Genomic DNA, 22,612 nt, shown 5'->3' with positions numbered 1-22,612 from the left:
CCCGGCCGCAGAGCCGGGGCCCACGGATACCTCCACTCGAGTGGAGGATGGCAATGGGCCCCGGATCAAGTCCGGGGAAGTCCGGTGGGTGGGGCGGGCTATCGCAACCTCATCTACCGGTGCTATTGAGTACGGACCCCTAGCGCCATGCTGGAGCCTCCTCTATTTCCTGTCACAGTCTGGCGCTAGGCTGCGCTCCTCAACCTGAGGAGGAACCCATGCCCACACGCCTCAATCCCTATCTCGGCTTCCGCGACAATGCCCGCGAGGCCATGTCGTTCTACCAGTCGGTTTTCGGCGGAAAGCTCGACGTGATGACGTTCGACCAGATGGCGCACGATCCGGCCGAGAAGGACAAGATCATGCATGCCATGCTCGAGGCGCCCAACGGTCTGGTGCTGATGGGCTCGGATACGCCCGCCGGCATGACGCGCAACCCGGGCGACAATATCAGCGTGTCGCTCAGCGGGGACAACGATGCCGAACTGCGCGGCTATTGGGACAAGCTCGCACAGGGCGGCCAGGTGACCGTGCCGCTGGAAAAGGCGCCGTGGGGCGATTCCTTCGGCATGCTGGTCGACAAGTTCGGCATCCCCTGGATGGTCAATATCGCCGGCGCGCGCTAGGCGCCGTATTCAATAAGTCCCGGCGCCCCCAGAGCGCTTATCTCCCTATCCGACAGATTCCAAACGGAAGCGCTGTCCGTCTGTAGAGCCACAACCACTGAACTTCCCCGGCCCCGGATCAAGTCCGGGGAAGTCCGGTGGGCGGGGCGGCCATCGCAACCTCATCTGCTGGTACAATTGAGTACGGATCCCAGGCGCCTGGCGCCCGAGTCCCCCTGCCCGCGCCAATGGCGCGGGCATTTTCTTTTCAGCCGCCCTTGACGGTCGCCGTATCATGTAACATATGAAATTACATGAAACGAGATAGCAGACTTTCGGGCGTCCTGCACGTCCTGTTGCACATGGCGCGCCATGATGGGCCGCTGACATCGGAAATGCTGGCCAAGGCCATGGATACCAATCCGGTGGTGATCCGGCGGATCATGGCCGGGCTGCGCGAGAGCGGCTACGTGCAGTCCGAAAAGGGCCATGGCGGCGGCTGGACGCTGGCGCGGCCGCTCGAAGCCATCACGCTGCGCGACATCTACGACGCGCTGGGCAGCCCCTCGCTGCTGGCCATGGGCAACCGCACGGAAAGCCCGGGCTGCCAGGTGGAGCAGGCCGTCAACGCCGCACTCGGCGAAGTGTTCGACGCGGCCGAGGCCATGCTGCTGGAGCGGTTCGGCCAGGTGACGCTGGCCGTGCTCGACGCCAACGTTTCAAACCTTCCCCGCATTCACGATCTGGAGCATTCCCATGCAGTATGACGCGATCATCATCGGCGGCAGCTTTGCCGGCCTCGCCACGGCGATCTACATCGCCCGCGCGCGGCGGACCGTCTGCATCATCGATACCGGCCTCCCCCGCAACCGCTTCGCCGAGCACTCGCATGGCTTTTTCGCGCAGGACGGCAAGGCGCCCGGCGAAATGCTGGCCATTGCCCGCGAACAGGTGGCAGCTTACCCGACGGTGAGCTTCAAATCCGACGCCGCGATTTCGGCTTCAAAGGCAGGCGACGGCTTCGAGGTGACGCTGGCCTCGGGCGAAGTGCTGGGCGCAAAGCGGCTGGTGCTGGCTTATGGGATTTCCGACGAGCTGCCCGAGCTTCCGGGGCTGGCCGAGCGCTGGGGCTCGACGGCGATCCATTGCCCCTATTGCCACGGCTATGAATTCAGCGGCCAGAAACTGGGCGTGCTGTCGCTCTCGCCGATGTCGGTGCACCAGGCGCAACTGATCCCCGAATGGGGACCGACGACCTTCTTCCTCAACGGGCAGGATGCTCCCGACGAAACCATCATGGCGCAGCTGCGGGCACGTGGCGTCGTCATTGAACCGGACCGCGTGGTGGCGCTGCACGGCGAGGGCAAGGCGCTTTCGGGCGTGGAGCTGGAGAACGGGCGGATCGTCGAGACGGCCGCGCTCTATGTCGGCCCGCGTAACCGGCTCAACAGCGATATCGCCCAGCAATTGGGCTGCGAGATCGAAGAAGGGCCGCTGGGTGCGATCATCCGGACGGATGCGATGAAGCAGACGACGGTGCTCAACGTGTTCGCGGCCGGCGACGTGACGCGCGCCGCGCACAATGTGACCTGGGCGGTCTCCGACGGCGTGATGGCAGGTTCGGCGCTGCATCGTTCGCTGGTGTTCTAAGCGGTCGGCAGAGCCCAAGGGTCCTTATTGCCCCAGCGCGGCGCGGGCGAGCTTGACGGTGATGGTGAGACCTTCCTCACCCCATTTGCGCTCGATCGCGCCGCCCATCTGCATGGCGGTCGCGCGGCCGATCAGCGAGCCGAAGCCCTCCGAGCGCGGCTCCTCGGCGGCAGGACCGCCCAGCTCGCGCCAGACGATCTCAAGATCGTCGCCGCACTCGGTGCTCGAAATCTCGACACGGCCGGCGGAGACCGAGAGCGCACCGTATTTGGCGCTGTTGGTCGCAAATTCATGCATCAGCAGCGCCATATGAGTAACGGCCTTAGGGCCGAGCTCGAAGTCGTCGCCGTTAAAGACGACGGGCACGCCCTCCTCCGACGCGTAGGGCGCGAAAATGGTCTTGAGGAGCGTGTGGAACGTCGTGCCCGGACCGTCCTTGCCGATGCTGGACATGGTGAGCGCATGGGCATTGGAAAGCGCCATCATGCGGCGGCTGACGCTTTGCGCCAGGTCGGTGGGCGAGGTGGCGCTGCGGGCGCTGATGGCAACGATGCTGCCCGCCAGGGTGAAGAGGTTCTTGATGCGATGGTTCATCTCCCGCAGGAGCATCTGCATCTGCTCTTCCTGCCGGCGATGCTGGGTGATGTCGCGCGCGATCTTGGAGGCGCCGATGACGCCGTAGGGGCCATAGACCGGCGAGATCGAGAGGGAGACGTCGACCATCGTGCCGTCCTTGCGCCGGCGGATGGTCTCATGGTGATCGACCCGCTCGCCGCGCCTGATCTTGCTGAGAATGGTCGGCTCCTCATGGAGGCGATCCTCGGGGATCAGCATGGTCACCGGCTGACCTACGGCCTCCTCGGCGGCATAGCCGAAAAGTCGTTCGGCGCCGGCATTCCAGGTTTCGATGACGCCGTTGAGATCCTTGGAGAGAATGGCGTCGTCCGACGATTCCACGATGGCCGCGAGGCGCTGGGAAACCTCCTCTGCCTCCCGCTGCTGCTGCAGCAGGCGGCCGATCCATGCGGCCGCGACAAGGAGCGCGAGGAGCACCGGCGTGGCGAAGAAAGCGGCGCCGGTGAGGCCCGACCAGAAATCGCGCATGGCCGGAGCCAGTGCGATGGCGGCTATGGCGACGAGATTGGTGCCCTCGACCCGGTGATAGCCGACAATGCGTTCGACGCCATCGGCGACCGAGGTAGACACATATGTGCCCTGCGCGGCCTTGGGCAGATAGGTGGTGAAGAGCGGCGACTGTCGCAGGTCGACCGACCCCTCGGGCGCGGGGAAACGGGTGACGACGTCGCCTTCATCGGTGGCGAGGCTGGTGGTCGAATTAGGGCCGAGCTGGAGCGAGGCCCAGATCTGGGCCATGAGCGAGGCGGGAATGGAAACCACGGCCACGCCCACGAACTGCCCATCGCGCGCAATGCGCTTGCCCACCACAAAGAATTGCTGCTTGTCGGCGCCGATGAGGAGCGGCGAGATATACCACTCGTTGCCGGCCTGGAGCCTGGAGAAGTAATCGGTGCTGGCCGAGCCGCCGAGCGTCATGGCGGGATCGTCCGCGTAGCGGACATTGCCGACAGCATCGAGCACGAAGATCTGGACGTTCTGCGGCAGGCTCGTCACCGCCTCGCGCAGCGCCCCGACCTTGTCGGAGGTGACGACCATTTCGGCACCCAGCACCTCATCGATGCGGCGCAGCGACTGGCGCGCGGTTTCGATGACCCACTGGGCGTTTACGGCCACGAGCTGAGACGATGCCTGAGCGCGGTTCTCGATGTTGTGCAGCGTGTCGTTGTAGCGCTGCCAGTAGAGATAGACGCCCGCGCCTGCAAAGAGCGCGATAAGCATCACCAGCAGCGCGACGGCAACCACTGCCGCGCCCCGGCCTGCGCTTAACGTCTGTCTGAGTGTAGCCAAGTCCGCCCCACCGTTCTGCTCTTCAACCTATGGCCTCGTTCGCCGCCTGTCATCGACTAAAACGTCACACGATCCAGATACTTATGCCTGCTCGCTAGAGCGGCAGTTCGGAGGTCTGCTTGACGATCTGGCTGGGCACGTCGGTCTTGACGTTCTGCACGCCCCTGATACGGCTGAGGTGCTCGGACTGGAAGCGGCGATAGCCGTCGATGTCCTCGGCCACCACGCGCACCATGACGTCGCAATCGCCCAGCATGAGATAGCATTCGAGCACTTCGGGGAGCTTCAGCACCTCCTCGACGAAGTGCTCGATCGTGTCCTCGTCCTGGGCCTTGAGCCAGATACGGGCAAAGAGCGTCAGGCGCTTGCCGATCTTGGCGGGGTTGAGCACGGCCACATAACGGTCGATGATGCCGGCTTCTTCGAGGAGCTTCACCCGGCGCAGGCAGGGCGAGGGCGACAAGCCAACGGCTTTTGCCAGTTCGATATTCTGCATCCGGCCGTCTCGCTGGAGGGCCGTCAGAATCTTGCGGTCGATATCGTCGAGCTGCATTGGCACCAGATTCCATGATTGGACGAATTGACCATATCCAATGCCAGTTTTCCTGAAAAGACGGCGGCATTCGCAATCCGATTGCGTCCCGATTGGAATATAACTTGGGCTTCCGATTTCACGAGGCGGCCATGACCGCGATTGACACCGACAACGCGCCGTTCGAGCGCCCCGTTGCCAGCGAACTGCGCCGCGGCATGGCCGACTGCATGCCTGTGCTGCTCGGCATCATTCCCTATGCGCTGGTGCTGGGCGCACAGGCGAGCCAGAAGGGCCTGACGGTGGCCGAAGTGCCGCTGATGACCGGGCTCAACTTCGCCGGCGGCTCCGAATTCGCCGCCATCCAGCTCTGGACCTCGCCGCCGCATGTGGCGCTGATCGCGGCCATCACCTTCCTCGTCAACAGCCGGCACCTGCTGATGGGCGCGGCGCTCGCTCCGTACCTGCGGCATTTGCCCAAGCGCAAGGCCCTGCCCGCGCTTTTCGTGATGACCGACGAGAGCTGGGCACTGGGACTGGCCGATGCCAAGGCACGCATGGCGCGCGGGCTGGAGCCGGCCTTCAGCCTGCCCTATTACATCGGCACGGCGGTCATCTTCTATTTCTCGTGGATTTTCTTCACGACGCTGGGCGCGGCGCTCGGTCCGGTTCTCGGCGATGTCGAGGCCTATGGCTTCGACATGGCGTTCCCGGCCGTCTTCCTCGTGCTGATGCGCGGCATGTGGAAAGGTTTTCGCGCGGCGCGACCCTGGCTGGTGAGCCTGGTGGTGGCGGCGCTGACCTATCTCTTCGTGCCTGGCGCCTGGTTTGTCGGCGCGGGCGCGGTTTCGGGGCTCATCGCGGCCTATCTGCTGGCGGGAGACGAATGATGGTCGATCCGCTCGTTCTGCTGACCATCGTGCTGATGGCCTCGGTCACCTACGCCACGCGTATTGGCGGCTACCTGCTGCTGCGTAACCGGACACTGAGCCCGAGGGCCACGGCGGTGATGGAAGCGGCCCCTGGATGCGTGCTGATTTCGGTGATCGCGCCGAACTTCGTGGCGAACAATCCGGCGGATTTGATCGGGATTGCCGTGACGCTGCTGGCAGCGACGCGGTTCTCGATGCTGCCGACGGTGGCGATCGGTGTGATCGCTACGGGGTTGTTGCGGCATTTTCTGGGGTGAGTGGGTGGAGGCGCGCCCACTGAGGCTCGCGTTGGGTTGAAACGGGTGGGGTTTGGAGAGCTACTCCAACCTGAAGCTCGCTAAACGTACCTCCCACTCGAACTTCCCCGGCCGAAGAGCCGGGGCCTACGGATGGCGCCACTCGGGTGGAGGGGTGCAATAGGCCCCGGATCAAGTCCGGGGAAGTGCGGTGGTGGGGATGGGGTTCGAGGTAGTGCAGAGGGGCCGGTGCTGCCCTGCTCGGCTGCGTTCACCACCCCAAGATCTTCGCGCTATCCCCGCGCCGTCCCAAACCCTCGCTACGCCTGCTCTTGAGCGGCGGCGGCTTCAATCGCTTCCATGTCGTCGTCGGAAAAGCCGAAATGGTGGCCGATTTCGTGGACGAGGACGTGGGTGATGATTTCGCCCAGGGTTTCGCCGTCCTCGCTTTCGGCCCAATAATCGAGGATCGGGCGGCGGTAGAGCCAGATGTGGTTGGGCAATTGGCCGGTATGTTCGAGCACCCCGCCCTGCGGCATGCCGACGCCGCGGAAGAGGCCGAGGATTTCGAACTCGGATTCGAGCTCCATTTCCTTGACGGTTTCCTCGTCGGGAAATTCGGACACCATGCAGGGCACGCCGCCGACCAGCGAGCGGAACTCATCGGGCAAGGCGGCGAAGGCGGCGGCCGCCATTTCCTCGAAATCATCGAGCGATGGCGCGGCGCGGTCCGTCCATTGGTTGAGGGCGTCGGTCATGACCATCCTTCCATGGCAAGTGCTTGTCGCCACTACTTAGGCGATCGGCACGTCCGTTGCGATGGCCTCAGGTCTTCTTGTTGAAGGTATCGTCGCTCCGGTGCGGCGCCATGACCTTGTCGAGGAGTGCGAAGAGCGTGTTCTTCTCGTCGTTGGAGAGCACGTCGAGCCACTGCTTCTCGCGCGCATTGTGCTTCTGGAAGAAGACCTCGAACGCGGCCCTACCCTCGGCGGTGCTTTCGACGATGACGATCCGGCGGTCGGTCTCGGAGAACGACCGGCGGATGGTGCCCTGTTTTTCCATGGTATCGCAGAGCGCGGACACCGCGGCGCGGCTCATGCCGGCATAGTTCGCGATGTCCTGCACGCGGCAGGGACCGGCAACGAAGAGGATGAGCAGGATGCGCATCGCCCCGGTCGAGGAAATCGTGCCGTCCTTGGTGAGAAGGACGTGCAGGTCATAGAACATGGTGTCGGTCGCCCGACGCAGGCCCATGACGAGGCGCATGGTTTCGGCATCGATGATGGGAATGTCGCGCTGCATGCGCGACACCGCAAAATCGATGAAGGTCCAGAAATCGAGATCCTGCCCCTCGGCGTCCTTGTGCTGCGTGAGCGTTGGCTGCTCCGACACTGTCCCTCCGTCTATCAAGCGGCGCTTTTCTGGCGAGTGATGAAAGCCCTGGTTCGGCCGTCCAGCGGATCGACCAGCACCTGGCCGGGTGCGCCGTACTCTACAATCACCCCACCATCCATGAAAGCAACGAAATCGGAGATTTCCCTCGCAAATTCAAGCTCATGGGTGACCACCACCATGGTGGTGCCCGCATCGGCCAGCTTGCGCATGACGTCGAGCACTTCGCCGACGAGCTGCGGATCGAGCGCGGAGGTGGGTTCGTCGAAGAGCATCAGCTCCGGCTTCATGGCCAAAGCCCGGGCGATGGCCACGCGCTGCTGCTGGCCGCCCGACAATTGGCGCGGGTAGAAATCGGCCTTGGCGGAAAGGCCGACGGCGGCGAGAAGCCCCCTCGCCTCCTCGATGGCCTGCTTGCGTGGAACCTTGCGGACATGGACCGGCGCTTCGATGATGTTTTCGAGCGCGGTCATGTGCGGAAAGAGATTGTAGCTCTGGAAGACCATGCCGCAGGTGGCCCGCTGAGTGGCGAGCTCGCGCTCGGTGAGCTCGTGGTAGCTGTCGCCCACCTGCTTGTAGCCGACGAGGCTTCCATTCACCCAGATCATGCCGCCCTCGATGGTCTCGAGGCTGTTGATGCAGCGCAGGAACGTGCTCTTGCCCGAGCCGGACGGACCGACGAGGGAGAGCACCTGCGAGCGTTCGAGGCGCAGGTTGATATCGCGCAGGACGGTCAGCGCGCCGTAGGATTTCGAGACGTGCTCGGCCAGGAGCATCGGCTTGCCACTCATGCGCGCCTCCAATTGGTGACCCAGCCCCACGAATTGCGGGCCCAGGAGGATTTGGCGGGAACCGGATCGGCATCAAAGCCGCGACCGAAACGCTGCTCGAGCTTGCGCTGGCCGTACATGGCGAGGGACGCCAGCGAGAGGTACCAGATGCAGGCGACGACCAGCAGCGGAATGGTCTGGTAGGTGCGGTTGTAGATGAGCTGCACGGTGGTGAGCAGCTCGGAATAGCCGATGACCGAAACGATCGAGGTGCTCTTGAAGAGCGAGATGAACTGGTTGCCCATGGCCGGAACCATGACGCGCACCGCCTGCGGCAGGATGATGCGGCGCATGTAGAGGCCGCGGGTCATGCCCAGCGACTTGGCCGCCTCGGTCTGTCCGACATGCACCGACATGATGCCGCCGCGGATGATCTCGGCCTTGTAGGCGCCCTCGATGAGGACGAGGCCGATGACAGCCGCCGTGAACTGGGAAATGAGCAGGTTCGTGTCGACCGCGAAGAAGATCGGGCCGGTGAACGGAATGCCGAAGCCGATCTCAGGGACGAGCGCGGCGAGGAAGAAGATGAAGAGCAGCGTCACCAGCACCGGGACAGCGCGGTTGAACCAGAGGAAGATACCGGCCACGAACCGCAGCACCGGGTCCTGCGACATGCGCATGAGCGCCACGATGAGACCGAGCGCGAGGCCAAGCACGAAGGCGACGAGCGTCAGCTGAATTGTGCGCGCCACGCCCAGCAGGATCGGCGGGGAGAACAGGTATTCCCAGACGACCGGCCATTCCCAGCGCGGGCTGGTCACGAAGAGCTGGATCAGGAGGGCCAATGCAAGCAGGGCAACGCCCGCCGTCACCAGCCTTTCGGGGTGACGGCGGGGTACCATGCGCATACCCCCCGGGACTTTGGGGAATGGCGCGTCGGTCATGGGTTAGAACTCGGATCCGTTGATCAGGGCCTCGGGCTCGGCAATGGCTTCCATGCCCCACTTGGCGAGGATCTGGCCATAGGTGCCGTCATCGATGAGGCTCTGGAGCGAGGCCTGGATGGCGTCGCGTAGCTGGGTCTTTTCCTTGGGGATGCCCACGCCATAGGGCGCCAGGTCCTGCGGCTTGCCGGCGATCTCGAACTCGTTGGACTGCTTGAGGCGCCAGGAGGCGGGAGCCAGGTCGTCCCAGAAGACGTCGGCGCGACCGGCCTGCATGGCGAGGATGCCCGCAGAGCTATCCGGGAACGGCATCAGCTCGATGGCAGCCTTGCCCCCGGCGACGCACTTGTCGGAAAGATCGGCAGCCTCGCCTTCCTGGATCGAGCCCTTGGCGAGCGCCAGCTTGCGGCCGCAGAGGTCTTCGAAACCCTGGACGCCGGTGGGATTGCCGGCCTTGACGAGGAGCGCCGTACCGCCCTTCACGAGGTCGACGAAGTCGAGCACGTCGCGGCGGCTCTTGAAGTCGCCGGCGGAGGCGACGATGTCGTAGCGCCCGGCAACCACGCCCGGAATGGCGCCGCCACCCGTAACCTTCTCGATGCGCAGCTCGAGGCCGAGGCGCGCCGCATAGGCCGCGCTGATCTCGGCGACGGCGCCCTTGGGCGTATTCGCGTCGTCATCAGCATAGAGCAGCGGCGGCACGGCGAGGCTGGCAGCCCCCACGATATAGCCGCGGTCGCGGATATCCTGCGGCACCATTTCCGCCAGCTTGGGGTCGACCTTGATTTCCTGCGCCATCGCCGCGGTCGCCGACAGCAAGGCAGCAGCCGATACCAGTGCGGCCAGGCCGCGCTTGAAAGCCTTCATTTTTCCCTCTCTTTGAAGATCCGGGGAGAACCATCTCCCCGGGACACTGCCTCTTTTCCGAGGCTAGTTCATGATGAAATCACCGGTGAGCGGCGCGGCGTGCTGATACGGCGCGTCATTCTCATGCCCTGCAACCGCTAGCGGCGCCAGCAGCGGGCGAAGTTCCGCACCGTGCTTTTTCGCCAGTTCCAGCGCCTTGACGTTGTCGTCGAGCTGCGACTTGCGCGTGGCGCCGAAAAGCACCGAGGTCGTGGCCGGGTTCATGGCGGCAAAGGCCAAGGCCACCTGGGCCGAGGTCGCGCCGAACTGCTGGCCGATTTCGGTCAGACGGGGCACGATGGCGCGGATTTCGTCGCGGATCTTGCCGGTATCGATTCCGATATTGCGCTCGGGCTGGAGACGGCCGGCGAGGATGCCGCCTTCCATGACGTCGGACGCGTGGAGCGTCATGCCGGTTTCCCTGAAGACGCGCTGGTAGTCCGGCCCATCCACGACGCCGCAACGGGCGACGTTGTACTTGAGTTGGGCGAGCTGGGGCGCCGGCAGGTTGTGCCTGGCGGCATGCTCATGGGCGACCAGCAGATCCTGCGGGGTCCAGTTGAGGGTACCCCACGAACGCGCCCTGCCCGCAGTCACGATGGCGGCCACGTCTTCGGTGAGCTTGCGCACATCCATGCCCGGACGCGGATGCTCGGTGATGACGACGTCGACATATTCCTGGTTGAGGCGCACGAGCGACGCATCGAGCTGGGACGTCAGGCTCTGCTCGGGATAGGCGAAGAACCAGACCTTCCCGACGATCTTGTAGGCATCGCGCGGCTTGCCGATGACATCGAGGATGCGGCCGAACAGCACTTCGGTATGCGGCTTGTCGCGATAATAGGCCACGTCGAAGGTGTTGATGCCCAGCCCGAATGCGTGCTGCACCAGATCCACGCCCGCCTCGAACGACAGCCGCGAATAGGTATTCCACGAGCCCATCGATAGCGCCGAAAGCTCCGGCCCGGTTGCGCCTGCCTTGCGAAATTCCACGTCAGATCTCCATTGGTCATTCAATGGCCAGAGATCAGCACGCCGTTTTCATTTTGTCAAATCATTGACAGTCAATACAAAGGCGATTTTCAGGAGCGCCAGCTAATCCGTTGAAATCTCTAGGCAGCAAAGGAAACGGCCGGTGCTCGAAGGAGCGCCGGCCGGGCAGTTTGGGAGACTTGAGGAAGGCTCAGCGGCCGCCGAATGCGCCGCTGGTGAGGCCGGCGATGAACTGGCGATTGCCAAAGGCGAAGACCAGCAGGACCGGGATGATGGCGATGACGCTGCCCGTCATGAGCAGCGGCCAATCGGTATTGTACTGTCCCTGGAGGGTGCTGAGCGCCACGGTCGCAACCTGCATTTCGGGCTTGGTCGTGGTGATGAGCGGCCAGAGGAAATTGTTCCACTGCGCGACGAAGGTGAAAATGGCGAGCGCCCCCAGAGCCGGCTTTGCCAGCGGCAGCACGATGGTGCTGTAGATCTGGAAATGGTTGGCGCCATCCATCCGCGCCGCCTCCATCAGCTCCTGCGGGATGCTCTTGAGGTATTGGCGCAGCAGGAACGTGCCGAAGCTCGAAAAGGCGAAAGGCAGGATGAGGCCCTGGTAGGTATCGATCCAGCCGAGCGTGCGCACGAGGATGAAATTGGGGATGAGCGTCACCTGCGACGGCACCATGAGGGCCGAAAGGTAGATGAGGAAGAGGATTTCGCGGCCGCGAAAGCGCAGGCACGCAAAGGCATAGGCGGCCAGCGAGCAGATGATGAGCTGGAGGATGGTGACCGAGGCCGAGACAATGAGGCTGTTGGCGATCGCCCGGCCGAAGGGAATGGCCGAGAAGATGCGGACATAGTTCTCGTATTGCGGCTCGGCGGTGAACGGCGTCGGCGGATAGAGGAAGACCTCGGGACCAGGCTTGAAGGATGTCGAGATCATCCAGGCGAAGGGGCCGCACATCAGCAGCGCGCCGGCGAGCAGCAGAACGAAAACGACCCAGTCGCCGAGCGTCTTATCCATAATGCACCCAACGATCCTGCAGCCGGTATTGGGCGAGCGTGAAGACGAGGACGATGAGGAAGAGGATCATCGCCGCGGCACTGGCATAGCCCATCTGATAGAATTGAAAGCCGTTCTGGTAGATGTAATAGACTAGCGTATTGGTGGCGTTGGCCGGCCCGGCCTTGGTCATGACGAAGACCAGCTCGAACACCTGGAAACTGCCGATGATCGAGATGATCAGCACGAAGAACATGGTCGGCGACAGGAGCGGCAGCGTGATGGTCCAGAACCGATCCCAGCCGGTCGCGCCATCGAGCTCTGCGGCATCCCTCACCTCCTGGTGGATGTTCTGCAGCCCCGCGAGAAACAGCACCATCGCATAACCCAGGTTCTGCCAGATCGAGACGATGATGACGGCCGGCATGGCCCATTTCGTCGAGCCCATCCACTTTGGAAGGTCGGTGACGCCCACGAGGCTGAGGCCGGCATTGATGAGGCCGAAATTGGAATTGAAGAGCCAGGACCAGACGAGAGCCGCCGCCACCGTGCTGGTGACGACCGGCAGGAAATAGACCACGCGAAAGAAGGTCTGCCCGCGCACGCCGCGATTGAGCGCCAGCGCGCAGAGAAGCGCGATGGCAATCTGGATGGGAACGGAAACCAGGACGAAATAGCCGGTATTGCCGAGGACCTTGAGGAATATCTCGTCGTGCAACAGCCCGACATAATTGCCGAAGCCCACGAAATTGACCGCGTTGAAGAGGTTCCATTCCGTGAAGGAGATGATGAGGGCCGAAATCACCGGCACGACGGTGAAAGCCAGGAACAGTACAAGGCTCGGCGCCAGGAACAGCCACGCCGCGCGCTCTTCGGCGCGCGCCATGGCTCCCGGCTTGTCCGGTCTTGGCGCCACTATTTATCGATCCCGAATATGTAGGCCGCGTTGCGGTAGAAGATACGATCCTGATCGTCGGCGGAAAGCCCCATCTTGTCGAAGGCAGCCTTCCAGCGGGCGATATCGCCCGGTACACGCTTGAGATCGGAATCCGAGCCATAGACGAGCTTGCGCGGCGAGATTTCCTTGCCGATATAGCCGCCTTCCACGATGTGGTTATGCACCACGTCGCCGCCGCTGATGTCGAAATAGAGCCGCGGACGCCAGCGCGCGACGGCACAGGACGTGCGGTAATCCGGCCAGCCCAGATGCGCCCCGATGATGAAGAGTTCGGGGAAGTAGAAGGCGATGGTATCGAGGTAGATCGGTTGCATGCGCGCGCTGGAGAAGCCGTAGCGCTCGCGCTTGATCTCGCGCGAGAGCCGCGTCACCAGCGCCTCCTCGGCCTCCCCTTCGGGAATGGCCTTCCACGCATCCTCCTTGCCGCCCTCGAGATAGTCGACGGGACCACCGAGAATGCCGGTGTGGAAGAGGATGCGCAGGCCGCGGGCCTGGGCAGCTTCGTAGAACGGGTAATAGGCCGGATCGTCGTAATTGCGCGAAACGCCGGTGATCTTGATGCCGTGGAAACCGCGCTGGTAGAAGTCCTCGACCAGGCTCACCGGGTCCTTGTCGAGCTGGAGCCGGCCCATGGCCACGATGAGATCGGGGCGGCGCTCAAGGGCACCGGCCAGCGCATCGTTGCCGCGCCCCGGATTGGCGAGCAACGCGACCTTCTCGATGCCGGACTCCGCGCAGACATCGGAGAGCTTTTCGAGGAAACCTTCCTCCGCATTGCGCGAAAACAGCTTTTCCCAGAACCCGTAATGGACGTGTGCATCAAAGACGCGCATTCGAATTTCCCATGCTGGAGAGAATGCCGGGGCGCGGGCCGCCCCGGCGGGAGGCGTGTCTACTTCTTGGCCAGCTCGGCGTTGACCTTGTCCTTGATCGCCCCGAGCGCATCGGCAGCGGTGCTTTCCCCGTTCCAGACCAGGTCGAGCGCCGGCTGGATGTAGAGGTTGGACAGGTCGACGAAGCGCGGGAATTGCGGGAACTGCTCGCCGGTATCGGCTTCCTTGAGGAAGACATCGGCGAAGGGCGCCTTGAACGCCGCGCGTACTTCTGGATTGCCCGTCATGGCCGGAACCGCAGCCGCCGTCGCGCTGGCGAAGATCGACTGACCTTCGGGCCCCGCGAGATATTGCAGGAAGGCCCAGGCAGCATCCTTGTTCTTGGTATTGGCATTGATGGCAAAACCGGCGCCGCCCGTACGGTTGGAATGGATGCCGGTGGGGCCGGCCGGCAGATTGGCCACCGCCCACTTGAACGGCGCCTGCGCGAACGTGCCGAGACGCGACGGATTGGTGATGGTCATCGCCGCCTGCCCGCTGCCGAAGAGCTGGGCGGTGCCGCCCGCCTGCTCGGCCTCGAGGAAGTTGGGCACCACCTTGTCCTTGTTGATGAGGTCGCCGATGTACTGGATGGCCTCGACGCCAGCCGGCTCGGCCAGCAGGAACTTGGTGGGGTTCAGCGGATCATCGAACACCTGACCGCCATTCTGCTGCACCCAGGTCGCCCAGTCGTTAGATTCGAGCGCGAGACCATAGCGCGTCACGCGACCGCCATCGGTCTTGGTGAGCGCGACCGCCGCCTTGCGCAGATCATCCCACTTCCAGTTCGCATCCGGCGGCGAGACGCCAGCCTCGGTGAAGGCATCGATATTGTAGTAGAGGGCACTCGGTGCGCTATCGCGCGGGATCGAGTAGAGCTTGCCCTCGTAGGTGTGAGTCTGGAGCGACTTGGGCACGTATTGATCGATCGGGAAGGCATCGGCCTTGATGAGATCGTCGAGCGGCATCAGGGCGCCACGGGCCGCATAGCTCGGCACGTTGGTGATGAAGAACACGTCCGGCCCGCCGCCGGCGGCCAATTGAGCATCCAGCCGCGTGAAATAGCCCGACCAGGGCGCGTGTTGGATCTCGATCTTCACGTCGGGATGAGCCGCCTGATACTTGGAGACGATCTCCTCGAACGGCGGCAATTCCGGCGGATCACCCCAATATCCGAATGTAATAGTGGTTTGCGCGAAGGCAGGTGTAACTAAAGTAAGAGCAGTTAGCGCAGACGCCAACAAACTTTTCAGCATTTCCATCTCCCCTGAATCTGCGTTCGTTGCTTTAGTCTATTTGATCTCTACGCAAGGCTATCGGCCGTCGCCGATGGTTACAACATCACCTCTTGGAACGGAATTTCGCGCCCGTGGCGATTTGCGAACTCTTTGAGCTCCATCAGCGTCGGCGCCGCCAAAGCGCCGTAACCGGTGGTGGAAAGCGATCCGCAAAGTACCGCCAGTTCGACGCAGGCCTGAAGCGGCAGGCGATTGACGAGGCCCAGAAGGAACCCGCCATTGAAGGCATCACCGGCCCCGGTCGCATCGACGACCTCGACGCGCGGCGCGGCAATGTCGAAGCGCTCGCCATTGACGATGACACTCGCCCCCTGCCCGCCGCGCTTCATGGCGACGACCGGCACGAGTTCGCCCAGACGGTCGAGCGCGGCCTCGGGGTTAGGCAGCCCGGTCATGCCGATGGCCTCGGCCTCGTTGGGCGAGAAGATGGTGAGGGTGGCAAGGAACGCTCGGACGCCTGGCGTGTCGAGCGTGAAATCGGGGTGCCGGCAATCGGCGAAGATCTTGACGCCCTGCTCCCTGGCCGCCTCGATGAACGAGAGCCATTCGGGCTCGAAGCGGAACGTCTGCACCAGCCATTGCGGCCGCGCCTGCTGAAGCGTGTTGGCGGGCGGCGGAGCGACGGGCGTTTCGCTGAAGCTGAGAAAGCCGCGGTCACCCGCCAGCGAGAACGCCGAGGTGACGCGCTGGACCGACCGGTCGAGGTGGTTGAAGAGGCGTCCGTCGAGACCATCATGCTCAGCCTGCTCCATCACGAGGCGGCTGAAGAGGTCGTTGCCGAAATCGCAGGCCCAGAGGGTATCGAGACCAAGCCGGCTCAGGGCCAGCGCGATGTTGTAGGTGCCGCCAGGCAGAACCGTGAGGTCGCGGGCGTAATACTCGGCCCCGAGGCGCGGCGCCTCTGGCAGGCCGGCATAAATGAGGTCGCAAAAGTACTCGCCCGTGACGAGGACATCGCAATTGAACGCAGGCCTGTGCATCAGCGCCACTCCCCGACATAGTCGGCATGGACCGCCAGGAACTTGTCCACCAGCGGCTCTGCCCGGGAGTATGAAAGCACGAGCGGGTGCGCGACCAGAGCCTCGACCGCAATATCGCGGCGGCGCTCGGCGATTGCCTGCACGGTGAGGCGCTCGTAGTGCTTCACGGAATTGACGAGATAGGCCTGCGCCTCGGGCATCGCGCCGATCGGCAGCGGGGTAACGCCATTGGCGTCGACGACGCAACTGACTTCCACGACATCATCGTCGTGAAGACCCGCTATCGCGCCGCGATTGGGGACGTTGAGGCCGGTGCGCAGCGGCTCGCCGCCGCTCAGCGCCTCGATAAGGTTGAGGGCGACGCCGGCATAGCCCTCGCCATCGTGGTCGTCATCAGCGGCGGTCGAGACGAGCGGCGCATCTTCGCCATCGGTATGGTTGGCGTAGTGCATGTAGGTGGCGCTGCGCTCGCGCTCATAGGCGAAATAGACGTCGAGCGCCCTGCCCGGTTCCGCAACGACATCGATCGAGCGCAGTTGCGGGATGAGCTTGCCGTTGAGCGCGCGGATTTCCTCGCCGCGCGTCGGCCCGGCCGAGATAGCAGCCACGGCCTCCTCGGCATAGTAGAAATAGTAGAGGTATTCGTTGAGCCAGAGTCCATGGCGGCGCACCACATGGGGCGCAAAGACGCGCTGGGCCGTGGTGGCAAGGAAGGCATCGTCGGCCAGTGCGTCAGGCAGCATGTCGCGGCCGTTGACGGTGGCGCGGCGCGTGAACGAGAGGTGGTTGAGGCCGAACACCTCGGCATCCACCGCACGCTCGGAGACCTTGAGCCACTTGGCGATGGCGGTCTGTGCGCCGTTGGCGCTGTCGCAGATCCCGATTGTCCTTTCGAACCCCGCATTCCGCAGGGCCTGCGTCACCAGGCCCGCCGGATTCGTGAAGTTGAAAAGCCATGCCTTCGGACTCACCCGCTGGAGGATACGGGCATAATCCAGGATGGTCGGGACGCTGCGCAGCGCCATGGCAAACCCGCCGGCACCGGTCGTCTCCTGACCGAGCACGCCCGCACCCAGGGCAATACGCTCGTCAGTGATACGACCTTCGATGCCGCCGGGCCGGACCGTCGTAACTGCATAGTCGGCGCCATCGAACGCCGCTTCGATATCGGTGGTGGTGGTGATGGCGACCTTGCCGCCTGCGCGGCGCGAAAGCTCGTTCGACAGTGCGCCGATCAGCGCAAGCTGGTCGGGCTGGATATCCATGAGGCAGATTTCGGTGAGGCCGATCCGATCGCCACGGCGAAGCGCCGACTCAACGAAGAGCGGCGCACGCAGACCTCCTCCACCGATGAGCGCCAACTTCATGGCGTCCCCCACATCGAAACTGTCGCAAACTGGTTATATCCAGTTATAATCAGTTTACGCAAGCGCGAAACGCGGCGTTGTCCCCATGCGTTTACGTTGTCATTGACCCGAGCGACCAAGCCCGCTCTTTCGCCGCCCGCAGAATTCGGTTAACCCAAGCCATGCTCAACAGCGTCACCCGCGATGATCCCCGCCCGCTCTACAAGCAGGTCAAGGCACGCCTGGTAGAAGCCCTGGAAAGCGGCCTCATCCCGCCCCATTCCAAGCTCGCCTCCGAGCGCGAGCTCGTCGAGCAATACGGCGTCAGCCGCATCACCATTCGCCAGGCCATGACCGAACTCGTGCGCGAAGGCCTGCTGCGCAGCCATCCCGGCAAGGGCTTTTACGCCACCGGCCGGCGGCGCGGCTCCTACGAACTCGAGCTGATGCGCAGCTTTACGGCGACCGCCATGGAGCACGGGCGCAATCCGGGCAGCCGGCTGCTGACGGCCGCTATCGAGCCGGCAAGTGAAGGCACCGCACAGCAACTCGAAGTCGAGGCCGGCACGCCGGTGATCTCGCTGCGGCGGCTGCGCCTCATCGATGGCGAGGCCGTGGCTATCTCGCATGACTGGCTGTTGCCGGTGCGCGTGCCGGGATTGCTCGATCTCGATTGGGCCAATGGCAACCGTTCGCTCTACGCGGAACTGGCCTCCCGCTACGGGCTGGTGCCGTACAACGGCCACACGCTGCTCTCCGCGCGGCTGGCCGACGCGGCGGAGGCCAGGCTGCTGGACCTCAAGCCACCGGCGGCTTTGCTGAGCGTCGAGCAGATCGCCTATGACGTGCATGGCAGCCCGATCAACCACACGATCTCCCTGCACCACCCGACCCGCTACCCGCTGCGGCTCGACCAGGAGCAGCGGGCGGGCTAATCGCGCCCAATGACATTGCCGAACCGGCCTGGGCAGGTCATAGATTGAAGCAGTTGCGACACGGAGATACGCGCAAGTGCTTGGCCCTCACGATTTTCACTCGCCCCAGCCCTCTTATTCCAGGGACGACCTGCTCCAGTCGGGCCGCGGCGGCTATTTCGGTCCGGGCAATGCACAATTGCCAGCACCCCCGATGCTGATGATGGATCGGATCACCGAGATCAGCATGGATGGCGGCGCCCATGGCAAGGGCCATGTGATCGCCGAACTCGACATCCACCCGGACCTCTGGTTCTTCGATTGCCACTTCCCAGGCGATCCGGTCATGCCCGGCTGCCTTGGCCTGGATGCGATGTGGCAGATGGTCGGCTACTGGCTCGGCTGGTCTGGCTCGCCCGGCAAGGGGCGCGCCATCGGCGTGGGCGAGGTGAAGTTCCGCGGCGACATCACGCCCCAGACCAGGCAGGTCCGCTACGAGGTGGAGATGCACCGCGTAAAGCGCGGGGCGATGACGCTCGGCATGGCCGATGGCCGCGTGCTGGCTGACGGCGAGTGCATCTACACCGCCAAGGACATGAAGGTAGGCCTCATCCGCTCGGCGCAGAACGGCGGCTAAGCCACCAGCGCCTTCCACAACTCCCATTCGCGCCGGGCGTCCGAGACGGCGCGGTGCTCCTGAGCGGGCTGCTTCAGCGATTGGCGCACCTGTTCGATATGGGCGGCGGCAAGGGTATCGTCGGCGGTACCGAGGTGGTTTCGGGCCGCGGCCAGGAAGAGTTCGCTGGTGCCGCTGAGCCGCAGGAGATGGCGCGGTTTGCCGGAGGCACGCAGCAGCATGCTCAGCCAGTGACCGTCCCATGAAGGGGCGCTGGCATAGATATCGTTGCCCTCGAAGACCGAGATGACACGCTCGCAGACGAGGTCGTGCGGCTCACCCTCCCCCAGCAATTGCGCCCGGCTGAGGCCGTGGATGAGTTCGGCGCGCGCATCCCATTCGGTCCAGATGGGCGCGGGACGGATGAGGTGCCCCTCCTCCGCGCCGGCCTCTGTGACCCAGCCGATCTCGATCGGGTAGCTCTGCTTGCTGAGCGAGGACGCCTCGAAATCGATGAAGATCAGCACGACGACACCTCCCCCATCCACCGGAATCGGTGGCATACAGTAGCGCTCGCCACACAAGGAGACCGCAAGCCATGAACGCCGCACTCGAACGCCTCAAGGGCAAGCTCGTGGTTTCCTCGCAGGTGATGGACCCGCGCAGCCCGCTCGGACGGCCAGATATCCTCGCAATGATGGCCGAAGCGGCGGGACTTGGGGGCGCAGGCGGCTATCGCGTGGATGGCGTCGACGTGGTCCGCGAACTGCGCGCCCGCACGAGCCTGCCCATCATCGGCATCGCCAAGGACCGACGCACGGGATTCGACGTCTACATCACCACGACCGTAGCCGATGTGAACGCATTGTGTGACGCCGGCGCCGATATCGTCGCCGCTCAGGCGACGAGCGGAACGCGGCCTGGCGAGAGCTTTGCCGAACTCACTGCGGCTACCCATGCACGCGGGGCGGCGATGATGGCTGATATCTCGACATTCGAGGAAGCCATCACGGCGGCCGAGCAAGGCGCTGATGTCATCGCCACGACAATGGTCGGCTATACCCCGCAAAGCACGGGCGCGGTCCGTCCGGCGTTCGAGCTCGTACGCGAACTGGTCGGCCGGCTCGACGTGCCGGTTATCGTCGAGGGCGGTGTCTGGACGCCCGAGCACGTGGCAGCCTCGTTCGCGGCCGGTGCCTTTGCAGTGGTCAGCGGCTCGGCGATCACCGCGCCGGACCTCATTACCAAGCACCTGCTCTCCGGGCTCTAGGCTACATTCCCTCGACGAAGCCGAGGATGTTGCCCTCGGAATCCTTCACCCACGCGTTCTTGACGGGACCGAACTCGACGAGGCCGTTGACGGTCTTGAGGCCGGGCAGATCGTATTCCTCGAAGACGACGCCCTTGCTGCGCAGCTCCGCCATGTCCGCGACGAGGTCGGGACTGCCGAACGAGAGCAGCGTGTGCTGGGCCGTGCCGGCGAAATCGGTGACGTAGAGGAATATGTCGGTGCCGCCCAGATTGTAGGCGGCGCCGTATTCGTCCTGCCGCACGGGGCGCAGGCCGAGCTTGTCTTCATACCAGGCAATTGCCCGCTTGAGGTCCTTGGCGGGCAACATGGCGGTGGCGTGTCGATTGGCGAACATCGGGTCTCTCCTCTGGTGCATGGGATAACTAACCAAGCTCCAAGCAGTTCAAAATGAACCAAAATCGCCGCCGCGCATTGTTTAGCAGACTGACCTTGTTAGGGACGCAAACTTGCGAAAGGGGCAAGAAATGGATCTCACTTCTCTTCTGATCGTACTGGTAGTTGGCGGCATTGCCGGCTGGGTCGCCGGCCTGATCGTCAAGGGCTCGGGTTTCGGCATTATCGGCGACATCGTGATCGGTATCATCGGCGGTATTTTGGCAGGCTGGCTGCTGCCGGTCGTCGGCATCAGCTTCGGCGGTATCGTGGGCTCGATCATCGCCTCGATCATCGGCGCCGTGATCCTGCTGCTGATCATCCGCGTGATACGCCGCGCCGCCTAGCGCAGCGCGCACTGGAAACGACAAGGGCCGGAGCAATGCTCCGGCCCTTTCTCTTTGCCTAGACCCCGTAGACCTCTTTGGCCCGCTCGGGGGTGATGAACCCGTTCTTGATATCCTCGGCCACCGCCGCCTTGTCTCGTAGCTTCGGATCGCCAAGACCGCCGCCGGTGCCGGTGACGATGCGGATCACGTCGTCCGTATTGACCGTCAGGTTCGAGACGAACGAATAGCGCTCCGAGGTACCATCCTTGCGGAAGACGCGCACGTAGTTGGGCGAGCCCTCCTCGCCGCCGTCCAGCGCCCAGGGCAGGATCTTCGAGCGGGTGTAACCCGCCGTCAGGAACGAGCCGTCGGCGCGCACGCGGTAATCCATGACGATGCCATGGCCGCCAACCCACTGCCCCTCGCCGCCCGGCTCGGTATTGAGCTCCATGCGGTCGACGAAAAGACCGTTGCGGGCCTCAGAGATTTCCGCCGGGCAATTGTAGGTTTCGCCGTGGAAGCCCGAGAAAATGGCCGAGTTGCCGTCCCGTCCCCGGCTGGCGCCCCAACCGCCAAGCTCGGGCTCGACGATGGTGTAGTGACGTCCCGTATCCGGGTGCGGGCCGCCGATGAAGGTGCCGCAGATCGATGAGAAGTGCCCGGCGGGCAGGCGCTCCGGGATCACGTTGGCAAGGCAGCGCCAGATGAGGTCGTAAACGCGAACCTCGGTCTCGAAATAGAACCCGATCGGCGACGGCTCCTTGGCGTGGAACACTGAGCCTTCGCGGGTCAGCACCTTGATCGGACGGAACGAGCCTTCATTGGCCGGGGATTCCGGGTCCGTCAGCGACTTGAAGATGATCTGCGCACAGATGATCGCGCCGTCGCGGCTGGTATTGGTCGGGCCGACATCCTGGTCCGGGTTGTCGCGCAGGTCGACAAGGAACTCGGTGTCCGAGATCGTCACCTTGACGTTGTAGAAGCGGCCGTCGTCCTGCTCTTCGGTCAGCTCGAACGTGCCGTGCGGAAGCTTGGCCAGCTCGCGCAGCGAAACCTTCTCGCCGAAATCCATGAACGAGCGCATGGCCTTCTCGAACGTGTCCACGCCGTACTTGTTGGCGAGGTCGGTCAGGCGCTTCGCCCCGATGCGCACCGAGGCGATGGCCGCCCAGATGTCGCCTTCGAGGAAATCGGGTGTACGCGAATTGACCTTCATGATGTCAAAGACCGCCGCGGTCGGCTCGCCCCTGGAGACCATCTTGATGGCCGGCAGGCGCAGGCCCTCCTGGAATATCTCCGTCGCATCAGCCGAGAGCGACCCCGGCGACTTGCCGCCGATATCGGCATTGTGGGCGATGTTGGCCGTCCAGGCGATCAGCTTGCCATCGGCAAAGACCGGCATCGCCACCACGATGTCGTTAAGGTGGGTCACGCCGCCATAATAGGGGTCGTTGGTGGTGAACACGTCGCCCGGCTGGATATCGCCCGGCTTGTTGAACTTGGCCACGATCACCTGCACGGCCTTGTCGAGCACGCCCACGAACGACGGGATACCGGCGCCCGAGGAGGCCAGCCGCCCTTCGGCGTCGACAATGCCCGTGCCCATGTCGAGCACTTCGTAGATGACCGAGCTCATTGCCGTCTTGCGCATGGCCGCGAACATTTCGTCGGCCGTCGCCTGCAGCGAGTTCTGGATGATTTCGAGGGTAATCGGATCGTTGATGGTGTCAGTCAT

26 protein-coding genes are annotated in these 22,612 nt (G+C 63.8%); 9 read left to right on the top strand and 17 right to left on the bottom strand.

All coding sequences use genetic code 11. From position 1 onward, the window contains the following. Positions 1-218 precede the first annotated feature (218 nt). The 3 genes from JNE37_RS17980 (at position 219) to JNE37_RS17970 (ending at position 2,255) form a co-directional block, all read left to right on the top strand. Positions 219-626 (top strand): VOC family protein, encoded by a 408-nt coding sequence (locus JNE37_RS17980; RefSeq protein WP_035031906.1) that lies wholly within the window; start codon positions 219-221, stop codon positions 624-626. Positions 627-919: 293 nt separating this feature from the next. Next, entirely contained in the window at positions 920-1,372 is a 453-nt protein-coding gene (locus JNE37_RS17975) for an Rrf2 family transcriptional regulator (RefSeq protein ID WP_203064083.1), read from the top strand. Further along, on the top strand, positions 1,362-2,255 hold the full coding sequence (locus tag JNE37_RS17970; RefSeq protein WP_203064081.1) for an NAD(P)/FAD-dependent oxidoreductase: 894 nt from the start codon (positions 1,362-1,364) through the stop codon (positions 2,253-2,255). Before JNE37_RS17975 ends, JNE37_RS17970 begins: the two co-directional genes overlap by 11 nt. Before the next feature lie 24 nt (positions 2,256-2,279). On the opposite strand, the gene JNE37_RS17965 is transcribed toward JNE37_RS17970, so the two are convergent. Together JNE37_RS17965 and JNE37_RS17960 are read right to left on the bottom strand one after the other, a co-directional pair. Continuing rightward, positions 2,280-4,136, bottom strand: coding sequence for a PAS domain S-box protein (locus tag JNE37_RS17965; RefSeq protein ID WP_203064079.1), 1,857 nt, complete (start codon positions 4,134-4,136; stop codon positions 2,280-2,282). 139 nt (positions 4,137-4,275) lie between these two features. Further along, the gene (locus JNE37_RS17960) at positions 4,276-4,734 is read right to left on the bottom strand and encodes an Lrp/AsnC family transcriptional regulator (protein ID WP_035031896.1); all 459 of its coding nucleotides are present in this window, start codon (positions 4,732-4,734) and stop codon (positions 4,276-4,278) included. 131 nt (positions 4,735-4,865) lie between these two features. On the opposite strand from JNE37_RS17960, the gene JNE37_RS17955 reads away from it, so the two are divergent. Both JNE37_RS17955 and JNE37_RS17950 read left to right on the top strand, forming a co-directional pair. Continuing rightward, positions 4,866-5,603, top strand: coding sequence for an AzlC family ABC transporter permease (locus JNE37_RS17955; protein ID WP_052152033.1), 738 nt, complete (start codon positions 4,866-4,868; stop codon positions 5,601-5,603). Then, positions 5,603-5,902, top strand: coding sequence for an AzlD family protein (locus JNE37_RS17950; RefSeq protein WP_035031893.1), 300 nt, complete (start codon positions 5,603-5,605; stop codon positions 5,900-5,902). The genes JNE37_RS17955 and JNE37_RS17950 overlap by 1 nt, the downstream gene beginning before the upstream one ends. 299 nt (positions 5,903-6,201) lie before the next feature. On the opposite strand, the gene JNE37_RS17945 is transcribed toward JNE37_RS17950, so the two are convergent. The 12 genes from JNE37_RS17945 to JNE37_RS17890 all read right to left on the bottom strand — a co-directional run bounded on the left by JNE37_RS17945 (position 6,202) and on the right by JNE37_RS17890 (position 17,355). After that, positions 6,202-6,639 carry a metallopeptidase family protein gene (locus tag JNE37_RS17945; protein ID WP_035031890.1) on the bottom strand — a complete coding sequence of 146 codons (438 nt, stop codon included), beginning with the start codon at positions 6,637-6,639 and terminating at the stop codon, positions 6,202-6,204. Between the two features lie 67 nt (positions 6,640-6,706). Next, positions 6,707-7,273: a MarR family winged helix-turn-helix transcriptional regulator gene (locus JNE37_RS17940; protein WP_052015174.1), complete on the bottom strand. Its 567-nt coding sequence runs from the start codon at positions 7,271-7,273 to the stop codon at positions 6,707-6,709. A 14-nt stretch (positions 7,274-7,287) separates the two neighbouring features. Continuing rightward, positions 7,288-8,064, bottom strand: coding sequence for an amino acid ABC transporter ATP-binding protein (locus tag JNE37_RS17935; protein ID WP_035031887.1), 777 nt, complete (start codon positions 8,062-8,064; stop codon positions 7,288-7,290). Continuing rightward, a complete protein-coding gene (locus JNE37_RS17930; RefSeq protein ID WP_197030194.1) occupies positions 8,061-8,945 on the bottom strand; it encodes an amino acid ABC transporter permease in 885 nt (294 codons plus the stop codon). Before JNE37_RS17930 ends, JNE37_RS17935 begins: the two co-directional genes overlap by 4 nt. A 45-nt stretch (positions 8,946-8,990) precedes the next feature. Further along, positions 8,991-9,854 (bottom strand): ABC transporter substrate-binding protein, encoded by an 864-nt coding sequence (locus tag JNE37_RS17925; RefSeq protein ID WP_203064077.1) that lies wholly within the window; start codon positions 9,852-9,854, stop codon positions 8,991-8,993. 63 nt (positions 9,855-9,917) lie between these two features. Beyond that, a complete protein-coding gene (locus JNE37_RS17920) occupies positions 9,918-10,886 on the bottom strand; it encodes an aldo/keto reductase (protein ID WP_152571782.1) in 969 nt (322 codons plus the stop codon). A 190-nt stretch (positions 10,887-11,076) separates the two neighbouring features. Beyond that, on the bottom strand, positions 11,077-11,901 hold the full coding sequence (locus tag JNE37_RS17915; protein WP_035031882.1) for a carbohydrate ABC transporter permease: 825 nt from the start codon (positions 11,899-11,901) through the stop codon (positions 11,077-11,079). Further along, positions 11,894-12,796 carry a carbohydrate ABC transporter permease gene (locus tag JNE37_RS17910; RefSeq protein ID WP_203064076.1) on the bottom strand — a complete coding sequence of 301 codons (903 nt, stop codon included), beginning with the start codon at positions 12,794-12,796 and terminating at the stop codon, positions 11,894-11,896. Before JNE37_RS17910 ends, JNE37_RS17915 begins: the two co-directional genes overlap by 8 nt. After that, on the bottom strand, positions 12,796-13,671 hold the full coding sequence (locus tag JNE37_RS17905; protein ID WP_035031875.1) for an amidohydrolase family protein: 876 nt from the start codon (positions 13,669-13,671) through the stop codon (positions 12,796-12,798). Before JNE37_RS17905 ends, JNE37_RS17910 begins: the two co-directional genes overlap by 1 nt. A gap of 59 nt (positions 13,672-13,730) precedes the next feature. Beyond that, complete coding sequence (locus JNE37_RS17900; RefSeq protein WP_035088693.1) at positions 13,731-14,861, bottom strand: ABC transporter substrate-binding protein; 1,131 nt, start codon at positions 14,859-14,861, stop codon at positions 13,731-13,733. 182 nt (positions 14,862-15,043) lie between these two features. Further along, entirely contained in the window at positions 15,044-15,988 is a 945-nt protein-coding gene (locus JNE37_RS17895; protein WP_203064075.1) for a carbohydrate kinase family protein, read from the bottom strand. Beyond that, entirely contained in the window at positions 15,988-17,355 is a 1,368-nt protein-coding gene (locus tag JNE37_RS17890) for a family 4 glycosyl hydrolase (protein WP_203064074.1), read from the bottom strand. The genes JNE37_RS17895 and JNE37_RS17890 overlap by 1 nt, the downstream gene beginning before the upstream one ends. A gap of 161 nt (positions 17,356-17,516) precedes the next feature. Between JNE37_RS17890 and JNE37_RS17885 the strand changes: the two genes are divergently transcribed. Continuing rightward, positions 17,517-18,269 carry a GntR family transcriptional regulator gene (locus JNE37_RS17885; RefSeq protein ID WP_203064073.1) on the top strand — a complete coding sequence of 251 codons (753 nt, stop codon included), beginning with the start codon at positions 17,517-17,519 and terminating at the stop codon, positions 18,267-18,269. 76 nt (positions 18,270-18,345) lie between these two features. Further along, the gene (gene fabA, locus JNE37_RS17880) at positions 18,346-18,885 is read left to right on the top strand and encodes a bifunctional 3-hydroxydecanoyl-ACP dehydratase/trans-2-decenoyl-ACP isomerase (protein ID WP_035035003.1); all 540 of its coding nucleotides are present in this window, start codon (positions 18,346-18,348) and stop codon (positions 18,883-18,885) included. On the opposite strand, the gene JNE37_RS17875 is transcribed toward fabA, so the two are convergent. Next, positions 18,882-19,427: a 3'-5' exonuclease gene (locus tag JNE37_RS17875; RefSeq protein WP_203064072.1), complete on the bottom strand. Its 546-nt coding sequence runs from the start codon at positions 19,425-19,427 to the stop codon at positions 18,882-18,884. The two genes, fabA and JNE37_RS17875, sit on opposite strands and share 4 nt — an antisense overlap. Before the next feature lie 35 nt (positions 19,428-19,462). Here JNE37_RS17875 and JNE37_RS17870 point away from each other — a divergent pair, with 35 nt between their 5' ends. After that, positions 19,463-20,134, top strand: coding sequence for an N-acetylmannosamine-6-phosphate 2-epimerase (locus JNE37_RS17870; protein WP_203064071.1), 672 nt, complete (start codon positions 19,463-19,465; stop codon positions 20,132-20,134). 1 nt (position 20,135) lies between these two features. Here JNE37_RS17870 and JNE37_RS17865 read toward each other — a convergent pair whose 3' ends face one another. Then, positions 20,136-20,510, bottom strand: a complete 375-nt coding sequence (locus JNE37_RS17865; protein WP_203064070.1) for a VOC family protein — start codon at positions 20,508-20,510, stop codon at positions 20,136-20,138. Positions 20,511-20,640: 130 nt separating this feature from the next. Between JNE37_RS17865 and JNE37_RS17860 the strand changes: the two genes are divergently transcribed. Beyond that, positions 20,641-20,895: a GlsB/YeaQ/YmgE family stress response membrane protein gene (locus tag JNE37_RS17860; protein ID WP_035034994.1), complete on the top strand. Its 255-nt coding sequence runs from the start codon at positions 20,641-20,643 to the stop codon at positions 20,893-20,895. Between the two features lie 58 nt (positions 20,896-20,953). Here the strand turns inward: JNE37_RS17860 and JNE37_RS17855 are convergent, their stop codons facing one another. Further along, positions 20,954-22,612, bottom strand: a complete 1,659-nt coding sequence (locus JNE37_RS17855; protein WP_203064069.1) for a hydantoinase B/oxoprolinase family protein — start codon at positions 22,610-22,612, stop codon at positions 20,954-20,956.

Source organism: Paradevosia shaoguanensis (genome assembly GCF_016801025.1).
Taxonomy (GTDB): Bacteria; Pseudomonadota; Alphaproteobacteria; order Rhizobiales; family Devosiaceae; genus Paradevosia; species Paradevosia shaoguanensis.
Note: the sequence above shows the minus strand (reverse complement) of the source record. Positions and strands in the feature narration are given on the sequence as shown.

What these genes read in the sequence shown, in the direction of transcription:
- JNE37_RS17980 (WP_035031906.1), top strand. Translation starts at nt 219, where the DNA reads ATGCCCACACGCCTCAATCCCTATCTCGGCTTCCGCGACAATGCCCGC.
- JNE37_RS17975 (WP_203064083.1), top strand. Translation starts at nt 920, where the DNA reads ATGAAACGAGATAGCAGACTTTCGGGCGTCCTGCACGTCCTGTTGCAC.
- JNE37_RS17970 (WP_203064081.1), top strand. Translation starts at nt 1,362, where the DNA reads ATGCAGTATGACGCGATCATCATCGGCGGCAGCTTTGCCGGCCTCGCC.
- JNE37_RS17960 (WP_035031896.1), bottom strand. Translation starts at nt 4,734, where the DNA reads ATGCAGCTCGACGATATCGACCGCAAGATTCTGACGGCCCTCCAGCGA.
- JNE37_RS17955 (WP_052152033.1), top strand. Translation starts at nt 4,866, where the DNA reads ATGACCGCGATTGACACCGACAACGCGCCGTTCGAGCGCCCCGTTGCC.
- JNE37_RS17950 (WP_035031893.1), top strand. Translation starts at nt 5,603, where the DNA reads ATGGTCGATCCGCTCGTTCTGCTGACCATCGTGCTGATGGCCTCGGTC.
- JNE37_RS17945 (WP_035031890.1), bottom strand. Translation starts at nt 6,639, where the DNA reads ATGACCGACGCCCTCAACCAATGGACGGACCGCGCCGCGCCATCGCTC.
- JNE37_RS17935 (WP_035031887.1), bottom strand. Translation starts at nt 8,064, where the DNA reads ATGAGTGGCAAGCCGATGCTCCTGGCCGAGCACGTCTCGAAATCCTAC.
- JNE37_RS17930 (WP_197030194.1), bottom strand. Translation starts at nt 8,945, where the DNA reads ATGGTACCCCGCCGTCACCCCGAAAGGCTGGTGACGGCGGGCGTTGCC.
- JNE37_RS17925 (WP_203064077.1), bottom strand. Translation starts at nt 9,854, where the DNA reads ATGAAGGCTTTCAAGCGCGGCCTGGCCGCACTGGTATCGGCTGCTGCC.
- JNE37_RS17915 (WP_035031882.1), bottom strand. Translation starts at nt 11,901, where the DNA reads ATGGATAAGACGCTCGGCGACTGGGTCGTTTTCGTTCTGCTGCTCGCC.
- JNE37_RS17905 (WP_035031875.1), bottom strand. Translation starts at nt 13,671, where the DNA reads ATGCGCGTCTTTGATGCACACGTCCATTACGGGTTCTGGGAAAAGCTG.
- JNE37_RS17895 (WP_203064075.1), bottom strand. Translation starts at nt 15,988, where the DNA reads ATGCACAGGCCTGCGTTCAATTGCGATGTCCTCGTCACGGGCGAGTAC.
- JNE37_RS17890 (WP_203064074.1), bottom strand. Translation starts at nt 17,355, where the DNA reads ATGAAGTTGGCGCTCATCGGTGGAGGAGGTCTGCGTGCGCCGCTCTTC.
- JNE37_RS17885 (WP_203064073.1), top strand. Translation starts at nt 17,517, where the DNA reads ATGCTCAACAGCGTCACCCGCGATGATCCCCGCCCGCTCTACAAGCAG.
- JNE37_RS17875 (WP_203064072.1), bottom strand. Translation starts at nt 19,427, where the DNA reads ATGCCACCGATTCCGGTGGATGGGGGAGGTGTCGTCGTGCTGATCTTC.
- JNE37_RS17870 (WP_203064071.1), top strand. Translation starts at nt 19,463, where the DNA reads ATGAACGCCGCACTCGAACGCCTCAAGGGCAAGCTCGTGGTTTCCTCG.
- JNE37_RS17865 (WP_203064070.1), bottom strand. Translation starts at nt 20,510, where the DNA reads ATGTTCGCCAATCGACACGCCACCGCCATGTTGCCCGCCAAGGACCTC.
- JNE37_RS17860 (WP_035034994.1), top strand. Translation starts at nt 20,641, where the DNA reads ATGGATCTCACTTCTCTTCTGATCGTACTGGTAGTTGGCGGCATTGCC.
- JNE37_RS17855 (WP_203064069.1), bottom strand. Translation starts at nt 22,612, where the DNA reads ATGACTGACACCATCAACGATCCGATTACCCTCGAAATCATCCAGAAC.